A 13,187-nucleotide genomic window follows, 5' to 3' on the forward strand; every position below is an offset into this window, starting at 1 on the left:
TCGCGATCAATCCAGATTCGGTCGCAGCCAGCGTTCGGCGGTCGCGATATCGACGCCGCGGCGCCTCGCATAGTCTTCCAGCTGGTCGCGGCCGATGCGCGCCACGCCGAAATACTGGCTTTCCGGATGGCCGAAATAGAAGCCCGACACCGCCGCTGTCGGCCACATCGCGAAGCTTTCGGTCAGCGTCAACCCGGCGTTCTTCTCCGCTTCGAGCAGGTCGAACAGGATCGGCTTTAAGGAATGATCGGGACACGCAGGATAGCCAGGAGCCGGGCGGATGCCGCGATATTGCTCCTTGATCAGGGCCTCGTTGGTAAGCTGTTCGCCCGGCGCATAACCCCACAGATCGGTACGGGTGTGCTGGTGCAGCCTTTCTGCAAAGGCCTCGGCAAAACGGTCCGCCAGCGCTTTCAGGAGGATGTCGGAATAGTCATCCTTGTCCTCCTGGAATCGGGCGATATGCGGCTCGATCCCGTGAATGCCGACGGCAAAGCCCCCGATCCAGTCACCATTGGGATCGATGAAGTCGGCAAGGCACATACTCGCCCGGTCGCGGCTCTTCTTCACCTGCTGGCGAAGGAAAGGGAGCACTACGTGCTCTTCTCGGTTGACGCGGTGGATAGTCACGTCGTCGCCGTCGCGAGCACACGGCCAAAAACCTGCGACCCCGCGCGCTGTCAGCCATTTCTCAGCGATGATCTGATCAAGCATCGTATTGGCATCGTCGAAGAGCTGCTGGGCTGTCTCACCCACGACCTCGTCTTTCAGGATGCCGGGGAAGTTGCCATGCAGCTCCCATGCGCGAAAGAAGGGAGTCCAGTCGATGTATTCGCGCAGGTCTGCAAGGTCCCAGTCATCGAAAACATGAACCCCGGGCTTCAAAGGCGGAGCCGGCTTGTCGGACAGGTAGGCGTCGTAATAGTTCGCACGGGCGTCTTCTAGGCTCAACAAGACGCTCGGGGTCTTGCCCTCGCGCGCTGCCCGCACCTTTTCATATTCGCCCGCGGTTTCGGCAACGAAATCTTCGCGCTGGGTGTCGGAAAGCAGCTTCGAGGCGACACCGACCGCGCGGCTGGCGTCTAGGACGTGGATGACCGGCCCTTCGTACTTCGGATCAATCCTTAGCGCGGTGTGGACCTTGCTGGTGGTAGCCCCGCCAATGAGAAGCGGCAAGTTCATTCCCGCGCGCTGCATTTCCTCCGCCACCGTCACCATTTCGTCGAGTGACGGGGTAATGAGGCCCGAAAGACCGATCATGTCGGCATTGTTGTCATTGGCGGCTTTCAGGATGTCCTGCCACGGCACCATCACGCCAAGGTCGATCACCTCGTAACCATTGCACTGGAGCACGACGCCGACGATGTTCTTGCCGATATCGTGCACATCGCCCTTCACGGTCGCCATAATGATCGTGCCCTTGGCTTTGGCGCCCTCCTCTTTCTCCGCCTCGATGAAGGGGATGAGGTGTGCGACCGCCTTTTTCATCACCCGCGCCGATTTGACCACCTGCGGCAGGAACATCTTGCCGCTGCCGAACAGGTCGCCAACGACATTCATCCCGTCCATCAGCGGGCCTTCGATCACCTCGATCGGGCGCCCTTCGCGCGCTTCGATGGCGGCGCGCGCTTCCTCGGTATCCTCGACGATGTGGGCGTCGATCCCCTTGACCAGAGCATGTTCGAGCCGCTTTTCGACAGGCCAGCCGCGCCATTCGGCGGCAGCCTTCTCATCCTGTTTCGACTTGCCCTTGTAGCTCTCGGCCAGCTCGATCAGCCTTTCGGTGGCATCGGGCCGGCGCATCAGGATCACATCCTCGCACGCCTCGCGCAGTGTCGGATCGATCGTGTCGTACACGTCGAGCTGCCCTGCGTTGACGATCGCCATGTCGAGCCCGGCGGGGATCGCATGGTAGAGAAACACCGAGTGCATCGCGCGGCGCACCGTCTCGTTGCCGCGGAAGCTGAAAGAAAGGTTGGAAAGGCCGCCGCTGGTCTTGGCGTGAGGGCACAGCTGCTTGATCTCGCGCACCGCCTCGATGAAATCGAGTGCGTAGCGATCATGCTCCTCGATTCCCGTTGCCACCGCGAAGATATTGGGATCGAAGATGATATCTTCGGGCGGAAAACCGATACCGGTGAGCAGATCATAGGCGCGCTTGCAGATCTCGACCTTGCGCTCCTTCGTGTCGGCCTGCCCGACCTCGTCGAACGCCATGACGACCACTGCCGCGCCATAAGCCATGCATTTGCGCGCCTGCTCGAGAAACGGCTCCTCGCCTTCCTTCATGCTGATCGAGTTGACGATCGGCTTGCCGGACACGCATTTGAGCCCGGCCTCGATCACCTCCCATTTCGAACTGTCGATCATCACCGGGACGCGCGCGATATCGGGCTCGGCGGCGATCAGTTTCAGGAAGGTCGTCATCGCGTGTTTCGCGTCGAGCAGCCCTTCATCCATGTTGACGTCGATCACCTGCGCGCCGTTTTCGACCTGCTGGCGCGCGACTTCGACGGCGGCGGCGTAATCGTCCGCCATGATGAGCTTCTTGAACCGGGCCGAGCCGGTGACATTGGTGCGTTCACCGATATTGATGAAACGCGCGGTGCTTTGCTGCTTGTTCATTGGCTCAGGCTGCCACCACGAACGCTTCGAGGCCCGACAAGCGCATTGCGGGATCGGTCGAGGGGACTTTTCTCGGCGGCAATCCTTCGACAGCTTTCGCTATCGCCTCGATATGCGCCGGGGACGAACCGCAACAACCGCCAAGGATGTTCGCCTGTCCGTTCTCGGCCCACTGCTTGACCAGTGCAGCCGTCGTCACGGGTAGCTCGTCATACTCGCCCAGTTCATTTGGAAGGCCGGCATTGGGGTATGCCATCAAGAGCGTATCGGCGAGGCCCGATAGCGTCTGCACGTGCGGGCGAAGCTGGTCCGCGCCGAAGCTGCAATTGAGCCCGATCGTGGCGGGCTTGGCATGGCGCACCGCATACCAGAACGCCTCGACCGTGTGGCCGGACAGGTTGCGGCCCGAAAGGTCGGTGAGCGTCATCGAGATCATGATCGGAATGTCGCACCCGAGTTCGCTCTCGAGCTGCTTGCAAGCCATGATCCCGGCCTTCGCATTCAAGGTGTCGAACACCGTTTCGATCAGAATGAAATCGCAGCCACCCTCGATCAAGGCAGCTGCCTGTTCCTTGTAGACGTCGGTAAGTTCGTCGAAATCGACCTCGCGGAAGCCGGGGTCTTCTACATCGGGGCTGAGTGAGAGCGTCTTGTTGGTTGGTCCGATTGCCCCTGCGACGAAGCGTGGCTTGCCATCCTTCGCCTCGTACTCGTCCGCAAGCGCGCGGGCGATCTTGCCGCTGGCGACATTGATCGCTGCGACCTGATCTTCGGCAGCGTAATCGGCCTGGCTGATACGGTTGGCCGAAAATGTGTTGGTCGAAATGACATCCGACCCCGCATCGAGATAGCTGCGCGTGATGTCCTCGATAACGTCGGGCCGGGTCAGCGCGAGGATATCGTTATTGCCTTTCTGATCGGCCTTGAGACCCAGATCGCCCGCATAGTCCTCCTCGGACAGCTTGCGCTCCTGGATTTGCGTTCCGAAGGCGCCGTCGAAGATCAGGACACGCTCTTTTGCAGCGGCATTCAATCTCTCGCGCGCACTCATGCCGCATCTCCCACCGGGCGTTTCCCGAGCATGTGACAGATCGCGTAGGAAAGTTCGGCGCGATTGAGGGTGTAGAAGTGAAATTCGCGCACGCCGCCTGCGTAAAGCTTGCGGCACAGTTCGGCGGCAATCGTGGCGGAGACGAGCTGGCGCGCGGCCGGACGTTCGTCGAGCCCGTCGAAGAGGCCCTCCATCCAGCCGGGTATCGCGGTGCCGCAGAGACCCGACATGCGCTGGACTGCGGCAAAGCTCATTACCGGCATGATGCCCGGCACAATCTCCGCCTCGATCCCCGCCGCTGCTGCCTTGTCCCGAAAGCGGAAGAAGCATTCCGGATCGAAGAAGAACTGCGTGATCGCCCGGTCGGCCCCGGCGTCGAACTTGGCCTTGAGATTTTCGATGTCGGCCTGTGCGTCCGGCGAATCCGGGTGTACTTCCGGATAGGCGGCGACCGAAATCTCGAAATCGGCAACCTTCTTGAGCCCGGCAATGAGATCGGCCGCGTTTTCGTATCCGCCCGGATGCGGCGTATAATGCGCCGCGCCGTCAGGCGGATCGCCGCGCAGCGCGACGATGTGCCGAATGCCCTCTTCCCAGTAATGCCGCGCCACCTCGTCCACCTCTTCGCGCGTCGCGTTGACGCAGGTAAGATGCGCTGCCGCCGGAATCTTCGCTTCGTTCTGAATGCGGACGACCTGTTCGTGGGTACGCTCGCGGGTCGAACCGCCCGCACCATAGGTGACCGACACGAAACGCGGGGCAAGCGGCGAAAGCGTTGCAACGCTTTCCCAAAGGGTCTCGGCCATTTTTTCGGTCTTGGGCGGAAAGAATTCGAAACTGATGTCAATGTCGCCGGGCAGGTCGGAAAACAAAGGCGCTTCGAGCGCTTTCTTCGCTTCCTGCATCTGATCGAGGGCCATCGGGGTTGGGCGTGTCATGCGGTTCGCTCTTTGACGGGGGTGGAGAGATTCTGGTTGGCGGGCAGGCCGCGGCGCTTTCCGAGCCAGATTTTCACGACAAGCTCGCCGCCTTCGAGCGCGATCGGCTCTTTCGCGGCGAAGCCGGCACTGCGAAGCAGCGCCTGCATTTGCCGGTCGGAGAATCCCAGCCGCGCGTGCTGGTGGCGCGAGCGCAATTCCTCGCGGTCATGGCTGGCGAAGTCGACGATCGCAATCCTCCCGCCCGGGCGCGTGACGCGCGCAGCCTCGGCGAGGGGGACCGCCGGGTCCTGCGCAAAATGGAGCACCTGATGAAGCAGGACCGTGTCGAAATGGGCGCTCGGGAATGGCAAATCGGTGAAGTCGCCTTGCACCAATTCGATCTGCGAGGTCGGCAAGTGCTGGAGTTTGGCTCGGGCGACACGAAGCATTTCGAGGTTTTTGTCGAGCGCGACAACACGCTCTGCATCTTCGGCGAATATCTCCGCCATGCGGCCCGTCCCCGTTCCGATATCGAGAACGGTGCCCAGTGGCGCATCCGAAAGCGCTTCGGCCAGTGCGCTCTCGACCTTCGCATCGGGGCTGTGCATGGCGCGCAGGTCATCCCACGCGGCGGCGTGCTGGGCGAAGTATCCTTCGGCCGATTGCTCGCGCGCCTCGCGAATGGCCGCGAGCTTGCGGCGGTCAGCCTCGCACCATTCGGCAAAGCCGACGTCCTCTGCCTCGGCTATGGCCAGCAGGCGATCGAGCGCCTCGACAATTGCATCGGAATGTTCTCCACCGCTCGTCGAGCGCAGGAAGACCCAGCTTCCCTCGCGCCGCCGTTCGGCCAAACCGGCATCGCACAGGATGCCGACATGGCGCGAGACGCGCGGTTGGCTCTGTCCCAGAACCTGCGCAAGCTCGCCCACGGCGAGTTCCATAGTGCCGAGCAAGCGCGCGATGCGCAGGCGGGTAGGATCGGCAAGAGCCTTGAAGATCGTATCGACCGTCATCCGCAGCACATATAAAGATATTTTTATATGTGTAAATGCATTGCGGCAATGATCTTGCTTGCATTACCTGTCCGGCATGCCGAAACGGCAAGGCCATGAAGCTAGGTTGTTGCTATTATCCCGAACATTGGCCCGAGACGCAATGGGCGGACGATGCGCGGCGCATGGCCGAAATGGGGCTGTCGCTGGTGCGGATCGGGGAATTTGCCTGGAGCCGGATCGAGCCGGAACCGGGCCGGTTCGAATGGGGCTGGCTCGACCGCGCTGTCGAAACTCTCCACGCGGCAGGCCTCGATGTCATCCTCGGCACCCCCACCGCGACCCCGCCCAAATGGCTGGTCGATTCGATGCCGGACATGGTCGCGATCGATGAACAGGGCCACCCGCGCGGCTTCGGATCGCGGCGGCATTACTGCTTCTCCCACACCGGATATCGCGCCGAGAGCCAAAGGATCACGCGCGCGCTCGCGGAGCGTTATGGCAAGCACCCGGCAATCGCCATGTGGCAGACCGACAACGAATATGGCTGCCACGACACCGTCCTGGCGTTCTCCGGGGCCGCAGCCGCGCGCTTCCGCGAATGGCTGGAGGCGCGATACGGCACGGTCGATGCACTCAACGCCGCGTGGGGCAATGTCTTCTGGAGCATGGAATATCGCGGCTTCGACGAAATCGACCCGCCCAATCTCACCGTGACGGAGGCCAACCCGGCCCACTGGCTCGATTATCGCCGCTTCGCCTCCGACGAGGTGGCGAGCTTCAACCTTGAACAGGTCGAGATCCTGCGCGAGCATTCCGCCGCTCCGATCACGCACAATTTCATGGGCTTCTTCACCGAGTTCGACCACCACGCAGTCGGGCGCGAAATCGATATCGCCTCGTGGGACAGCTACCCGCTCGGATTTCTCGAACAGTTCTGGTTTTCGGAAGACGAAAAGCGCGACTATCTGCGGCAGGGCCACCCTGACATCGCAGCCTTCCACCACGACCTTTACCGCGGCTGCGCGAACGGGCGATGGGGGGTGATGGAGCAGCAGCCGGGGCCGGTGAACTGGGCGCGGTTCAATCCCGCACCGCTCCCCGGCATGGTCAGGCTGTGGACGCTCGAGGCGATGGCGCACGGTGCCGAATTCCTGAGCTATTTCCGGTGGCGGCAGGCTCCGTTTGCGCAAGAGCAGATGCATGCCGGGCTCCTGCGTCCGGACAGCAGCGAGGCCGAGGCAGCGAGCGAGGCCCGCGAGGCTGCGCAGGCGATCGAGAGGATCGGCGAACAAAAGACGGCGGCAGCGAGCGCCGCGCTCGTCTTTTCCTATGAGGCCGCCTGGGTGTGCGGCATCCAGCCACAGGGCCGCAGCTTCCGCTATCTCGAGCTGGTTTATGAATGGTATTCCGCGCTGCGCCGGCAGGGGCTCGATGTCGATATCGTGTCGCCCGATGCCGCGCTCGACTTCTACCGCATGGTCCTCGTGCCGACCCTGCCGATTGCGCCGAGCGCCTTTGCCGATAAACTTGCAGACTTTGGCGGTGCTTCACTGATCGGTCCGCGCTCGGGCAGCAAGACCGAAAGCTTCACTATTCCCCCAGGTCTTCCTCCCGGCGATCTGCGGCCAATCCTGCCGTTGACCGTCACACGGGTGGAAAGCCTGCGCGACGGCGTGCAAGAATCCGGCGACGGGTGGACGATCTCGCGCTGGATCGAGGACATCGAAAGCGATCTGGAACCCGAGTTTGCGCTTCCCGGCGGGCGCGGTGTCGTGTTCAGGAACGACGGCATCCGTTACTGCGCAGCCTGGCCCGACCGCTCGCTGCTCGACCGGCTCGTTACCGCGATGGCTACCGAGGCGGGCGTCGAAACAGTCGCCCTGCCCGAAGGCCTGCGCATAAGGCGCACAGCGACCCACCTGTTCGCATTCAACTATTCGGCAAGTCCCGTGCGCTTCGACCTCACGGGCGAAGTGATTGACCCTGGGGGCGTTTCGATTACGGCGCTCGAAGGATGAGCGAGACCCGCACCTATGCGATAATCGGCTGCGGCATGATGGGCCGCGAGCACATGCGCAATCTCGCGCTCGTGCCCGGCGCGCAGCTGGTCGCGATTGCCGATCCCGATCCGGGTTCTCGCGAGGCTGCCGGGAATCTGGCCGCCCGGCTCGGGCAGGATGTGCGCCTTTTCTCCGATAACGAGGCCATGCTTGCCGAGGCAAAGCCCGACGCGGTCATCATTGCATCGCCCAATTTCACCCATTTCGATGTGGTGAAGCCCGTGATGGCGACAGGCTCTGCGATCCTGCTCGAAAAGCCGATGTGCACGACGGTGGGGGATGCCCTGGCGCTCGCGAAAGCCGCCCGCGACCATGCCGGTCTCTTCTGGGTCGGACTCGAATACCGCTACATGCCGCCTGTCACCTCCTTCATCGAGCGAGTTCATTCAGGCGAGGCGGGCGAAATCAAGATGCTCGCGATCCGCGAACACCGCTTCCCCTTCCTGCCCAAGGTCGGCGACTGGAACCGGTTCAACCGCAACACCGGCGGCACGCTGGTGGAGAAGTGCTGCCATTTCTTCGACCTCATGCGCCATATCCTCGAAGACGAGCCGGTGCGGGTCCTCGCCAGCGGCGCGCAGGACGTGAACCACCTCGACGAGGCCTATGACGGCGAGGTGCCGGACATCATCGACAACGCTTTCGTGCTGGTCGATTTTACACGCGGCGCGCGCGCCATGCTCGATCTTTGCATGTTTGCCGAGGGTTCGGCGCAGCAGGAGGAGATCAGCGCGGTCGGTCCGGTGGGCAAGCTCGAGGTGAAGCTTCCTGCGGGCGAGGTCACCTGGTCGCCGCGCGATCGCTCGGGTCCGGTCGTCACCCATGTCGAGACACCGGCGAACGCGCTCGCGGCAGGCGATCACCACGGTGCGACCTTCTTCCAGCAGCGTGATTTTCACGCGGCACTGGTAAAGGGATCATCGCCGCTTATTACTGCGCGCGACGGCTATCGCTCGGTGGTGATGGGTGCCGCCGCGCAGCAAAGCATCGCCACCGGCAATCCGGTCGACATCCAATTCGACGAAGAGGTCTGAACGTGCTCAATGGAATGCCCCGTATCGGCTTCGGCCTCTGGAAAATCCCGCAGGAGGAGACCGCCGATTGCGTGGTCGAGGCGGTGCGCGCGGGCTATCGGCATTTCGACAGCGCAGCCGATTACGCCAACGAGGAGCAGACCGGCGAAGGGTTGGCGCGGGCCATGTCGGAGGGGTTGGCCGGCCGCGAAGACCTTTGGGTCACGTCGAAACTGTGGAACACCTTTCACGCGCCCGAGCATGTCGAGGAGGCCTGCCGCAAATCGCTCTCGGACCTGCGGCTCGATTATCTCGATCTCTATCTCGTCCACTTTCCGATCGCGCTTCGCCATGTCCCGATCGAGAAGCGATATCCGCCCGAATGGGTCTACGATCCCGACGCGCAGAATCCCCGGATGGAGCGCGCTGCCATTCCGCTTCACGAGACATGGGCGGCGATGGAGGCGCTGGTCGATTCAGGCCTCGTGAAGAATATCGGCGTGTGCAACTACAACACGGCGCTCATCCATGACCTGATGAGCTATGCGCGGATCAAGCCCGCAATGCTCCAGATCGAAAGCCATCCCTACCTCACGCAGGAAAGGCTGATCCGGCTTGCGGGCGATTATGGTATCGATGTCACCGCCTTTTCCCCGCTGGGCGCACAAAGCTATTTCGAGCTCGACATGGCGAGCGAGGGGGAAAGCCTCTTGAAAGCCGCCCCGGTCATGGTCGCCGCCGATGCGCACGGAAAGACACCGGCGCAGGTTCTGCTGCGCTGGGGCATCCAGCGCGGCACCGCGATCATTCCCAAGACCACCAAGCCTGATCGGATGCGCGAGAACCTCGCCATCGACGATTTCAAGCTGTCTCAGGTCGAGATGGCGGCGATCAGCGCATTGAACCAGAACCGCCGGTTCAACGATCCCGGCACTTTCACCGAAGTCGCCTTCAACACGTTCCACCCGATTTATGACTGACTTTCCGGCGATCATCACAGGCGGCGGCGATCTCGCCGCGTTTCTTCGCACCAATAAAGCGGCGGTCGATGCAGCGCTCGGCGAGGCGGGTGCGCTGCTGTTCCGCGGGTTCGACGTCCCCGACGCGCAGGCTTTCGACACGGCGATCGAGGGGTATGGCGAGCCGGGCTTCACCTATGAAGACTCGCTTTCGAACGCGGTCCGCACGAATGTCACGCCGCGCGTCTTCACCGCCAACGAAGCCCCGCCGACGACCGAGATCTTTCTCCACCACGAAATGGCCCAGACGCCGCTCTATCCATCGAAACTGTTCTTCTATTGCGAGATCTCAGCGCAGGAAGGTGGCGAAACGCCGGTGTGCCGATCGGACTGGGTGCTCGAACGGCTGGCGCGCGAGGCACCCGGCTTCGTCGAGCGGCTGGAGGCGCACGGCGTGCGCTACACCAATGTCATGCCCGAAAGCGACGATGCGGGATCCGGCCAAGGACGTTCGTGGCGCAGCACGCTCAGCGTCTCGAACCGCGCGACCGCGGAGGCTCGGCTCGGAGATCTTGGCTATGCGTGGGAGTGGCAGGAGGATGACGTCTTGCAGGCAACCACCCCCGCGCTACCGGCAATCCGGGTGCTTCCCGATGGCAGGCGGACCTTCTTCAACCAGCTGATCGCCGCGTTCAGGGGCTGGGCCGACAGCAGGAACGATCCCAATCGCTCGATCACCTTTGGCGACGGCTCTCCGATCACGGGCGAAGACATGGCACCGGCCATCGAGATTGCCGACGAACTGACCGCCGATATCAGCTGGCAGGCGGGCGATGTCGCCCTGGTCGACAATTTTCTCGTGATGCACGGCAGGAGGCCGTTCAAAGGCGAGCGCCGCGTGCTCGCCTCGCTCGTGGCTTAGGCGGTTCTGCGCGCAGCCACGGCCCAGATAATCGCGTTGCCCAAGATCAACGCAGCCATCAGCGCGGCAAAGACAGATCCAAGGCCCGATCCGGAAGCCAGTCCAATCGGTGAGAACAGCAGATAGGTCGCAACCACGCAGCTCAGCAGCGTCACTGCCAGCGGCCTTGCATAGATCCACGGGGTCATGTCGACCTTCTCCCGGCGCGTGAAACTCCATGCCTCGTCGCGCGGGGCAAACCAGCCGCAGGCGAGCATGATGGCAACCTCGATCGCGAACAGGATCGCGTATTGGTGGAGGAAGTGCAGCGTCACCACATCGTCGAAAACGAAACGGAGCATTGCATATGCGACGACATGGAAGACGATCACGATCTTCGCCCCGAGAGCGGGCACACGGGTGGTGAACAGGCCCACAATCACGATCACCACGGTCGGGATGTTGTAAAAGCCGGTGAAGATGCGGATCACCTGCCACAGTCCTTCGGGTGCGAAGGCCAGCATCGGCGCGACCGCGAAAGAGAACAGCGCGATCACGAGGCTCGCGATCTTGGCAACGCGGACAAGCTCGGCATCGCTCGCCTTCTCGCCGCGTGCCGGGGCATAGACATCGAGACTGAACAGCGTGGCCGCCGAATTGAGCAGGGAATTGAACGAGGAGAACACCGCGCCAAGCAGGACAGCAAGGAAAAAGCCCGAAAGATAGGCTGGAAGCACATCGCGGATGAGGCGCGGATAGGCCTCGTCGATCGAACCGAGGCCGGGTCCGTAAAGGTGGAACGCGATGACACCCGGGATCATCATCAGGAAGGGAACCAGGATCTTGAAGAAGCCGGAAAGCAGCACCCCCTTCTGCCCTTCGGCAAGGCTTTGCGCCCCGAGCGTCCGCTGGATCACATATTGGTTGGTGCACCAGTAAAACAGGTTCGCGAACAGCATTCCGGTAAACAGCGTTCCGAACGGCGTCGGATCGTCGGCCCCGCCGATCGCGTTCAGCTTTTCCGGATGCTCGCTCGTGAGCCGGGCAAGCCCCTCCCCCAAATCTCCTGCTCCCAGCGCAAGCAGGCCGAACACGGGGACAAGCACACCGATGATGAGCAGCCCGACACCGTTCAGCGTGTCGGACACGGCCACCGCGCGAAGCCCCCCGAAGATCGCGTAGATCGAGCCGATCACGCCGATCACGATGACCATCGCGACCAGTGCCTCGAAATCGCCAAGGCCCGTTAGGGCGGGCACATCGAACAGGGCGATCACCGCGAGACTGCCCGAATACAGCACGCTCGGGATCGTGACGAAGCCATAGCCGAGCATGAACAGCACCACTGACAAGCGCCTGACCGTGGGGTCGAAGCGGTCGTTGAGGAATTGCGGGAGCGTGGTGAAAGCGCCCGCAAGATATCTGGGAAGGAAAATCAGCGCCATCGCGATGGTCGCGATCGCTGCCGTCACCTCCCACCCCATGCTCGACATGTTGTAGCCATAGGCCGAGCCGTTGAGGCCGATGAGCTGCTCGGCAGAGAGATTGGTGAGCAGCAGCGAACCTGCGATGAAGGTCGCCCCCAGCCCGCGTCCGGCGAGGAAATAGCCTTCCTGCGTCTCGGCCGTTCCGCGCGTCTTCACCCAACTGATCCAGCCGACCAGCGCCATGAAAAACGCGCAGCTTGCCAGCGTGAAGAGGAGGTTGGAGCCAGTCATCCGTCGGGCTCCAGCAAGAATTTGTAGTGGTCGGCCAACCGGTCTTCGCCGAATTCGGGGGTCATCTCTTCGTTGTACTCACCGCTTTCGGGATCGAGCACAAGCATGCTCTCGGTCGCATAATAGTGCGCAATACGGGCATACTCGGCCTTTGTCGCGAACCAATCCAAGAAGGGCGCAGCAACCGACAGGATGCGGGCAATCACAGTGAACATGCGGGGCGAAATGGATTGGAAGCGCGGTTTCCTGCGTGCTGCCTCGAACAGCAATTCGCCCTGCTCTTTCAGTGAGATCGCAGGTCCCGGCCCGCCTATGGGTAGGACTTGCCCACGCCGTGCCGGATCGAAGACGCAATCTGCGACGAAACGCGCACAGTCGCGGTCGCTGATCGGCTTGCAACGGGTGAGTTCACCGTCGCCGAACAGCATGAACCTGCCGCCTTTCGCGACGCGGCGGGCCTGACCGGACAGCGATTTGAAGAACGCGGTGGGGCGCACGATCGTGTGGTCGATCGAACTCGCAACCAACTCAGCCTCGAAGGCGAGCTTGGCATGCTGGAAGGCGAGGCGAGGCTTCTGCACGCAGATGGCAGAGAGGAGAATGAAATGCTCGGCGCCTGCCCGCTCGGCAGCGACGAGCAGATTGGAATTGGCCTGGTAGTCGACCGCATGCGCATCTTTCGGCGCGCCGCTGCGCGAGGCTATGCAGGAAATCACAGCGCTCGGCCGAGCCGTGGCGACCGCTTTGCCAAGGGACGCTCTGTCGTCGAAACGGGCCACGGCCAGCCGGGCATCTTTTGCGACCCCGACCTCACGTCGATTGAGACACGTGACCGTGTGCCCATCCGCCAGAAGTGCGTCGGCGACCGCGCGACCGATCGTGCCGCTGGTTCCCGCCACAAGTATCCGAGTGTGCTTCGCCCCGTCCTTCACAGGGCGGGGCTTA

Annotated in this window: 10 protein-coding genes; 4 read left to right on the top strand and 6 right to left on the bottom strand. The window is 62.5% G+C overall.

Going from position 1 to position 13,187, the window contains the following annotated elements:
- Positions 1-6 precede the first annotated feature (6 nt).
- Genes metH through FIU90_RS14835 form a run of 4 tightly spaced genes read right to left on the bottom strand, consistent with a single transcriptional unit; the run spans position 7 to position 5,609 of the window.
- Positions 7-2,625 carry a methionine synthase gene (metH, locus tag FIU90_RS14820; RefSeq protein ID WP_152435481.1) on the bottom strand — a complete coding sequence of 873 codons (2,619 nt, stop codon included), beginning with the start codon at positions 2,623-2,625 and terminating at the stop codon, positions 7-9.
- Positions 2,626-2,629: 4 nt separating this feature from the next.
- On the bottom strand, positions 2,630-3,676 hold the full coding sequence (locus FIU90_RS14825; protein ID WP_152435482.1) for a homocysteine S-methyltransferase family protein: 1,047 nt from the start codon (positions 3,674-3,676) through the stop codon (positions 2,630-2,632).
- Positions 3,673-4,614, bottom strand: a complete 942-nt coding sequence (gene metF, locus FIU90_RS14830) for a methylenetetrahydrofolate reductase (RefSeq protein ID WP_234029547.1) — start codon at positions 4,612-4,614, stop codon at positions 3,673-3,675. Before metF ends, FIU90_RS14825 begins: the two co-directional genes overlap by 4 nt.
- The gene (locus FIU90_RS14835; RefSeq protein ID WP_152435483.1) at positions 4,611-5,609 is read right to left on the bottom strand and encodes a metalloregulator ArsR/SmtB family transcription factor; all 999 of its coding nucleotides are present in this window, start codon (positions 5,607-5,609) and stop codon (positions 4,611-4,613) included. Before FIU90_RS14835 ends, metF begins: the two co-directional genes overlap by 4 nt.
- A 95-nt stretch (positions 5,610-5,704) precedes the next feature.
- Between FIU90_RS14835 and FIU90_RS14840 the strand changes: the two genes are divergently transcribed.
- Genes FIU90_RS14840 through FIU90_RS14855 form a run of 4 tightly spaced genes read left to right on the top strand, consistent with a single transcriptional unit; the run spans position 5,705 to position 10,545 of the window.
- Complete coding sequence (locus tag FIU90_RS14840; protein ID WP_152435484.1) at positions 5,705-7,609, top strand: beta-galactosidase; 1,905 nt, start codon at positions 5,705-5,707, stop codon at positions 7,607-7,609.
- The gene (locus tag FIU90_RS14845) at positions 7,606-8,685 is read left to right on the top strand and encodes a Gfo/Idh/MocA family protein (protein ID WP_152435485.1); all 1,080 of its coding nucleotides are present in this window, start codon (positions 7,606-7,608) and stop codon (positions 8,683-8,685) included. The genes FIU90_RS14840 and FIU90_RS14845 overlap by 4 nt, the downstream gene beginning before the upstream one ends.
- 2 nt (positions 8,686-8,687) lie before the next feature.
- On the top strand, positions 8,688-9,644 hold the full coding sequence (locus tag FIU90_RS14850; RefSeq protein WP_234029548.1) for an aldo/keto reductase: 957 nt from the start codon (positions 8,688-8,690) through the stop codon (positions 9,642-9,644).
- Positions 9,637-10,545, top strand: coding sequence for a TauD/TfdA family dioxygenase (locus tag FIU90_RS14855; protein WP_152435486.1), 909 nt, complete (start codon positions 9,637-9,639; stop codon positions 10,543-10,545). The genes FIU90_RS14850 and FIU90_RS14855 overlap by 8 nt, the downstream gene beginning before the upstream one ends.
- On the opposite strand, the gene FIU90_RS14860 is transcribed toward FIU90_RS14855, so the two are convergent.
- Both FIU90_RS14860 and FIU90_RS14865 read right to left on the bottom strand, forming a co-directional pair.
- Complete coding sequence (locus tag FIU90_RS14860; RefSeq protein ID WP_152435487.1) at positions 10,542-12,242, bottom strand: solute:sodium symporter family transporter; 1,701 nt, start codon at positions 12,240-12,242, stop codon at positions 10,542-10,544. The two genes, FIU90_RS14855 and FIU90_RS14860, sit on opposite strands and share 4 nt — an antisense overlap.
- Entirely contained in the window at positions 12,239-13,141 is a 903-nt protein-coding gene (locus FIU90_RS14865) for an NAD(P)H-binding protein (RefSeq protein WP_234029549.1), read from the bottom strand. Before FIU90_RS14865 ends, FIU90_RS14860 begins: the two co-directional genes overlap by 4 nt.
- Positions 13,142-13,187 lie beyond the last annotated feature (46 nt).

This window comes from Erythrobacter sp. THAF29 (assembly GCF_009363635.1).
Classification (GTDB): domain Bacteria; phylum Pseudomonadota; class Alphaproteobacteria; order Sphingomonadales; family Sphingomonadaceae; genus Erythrobacter.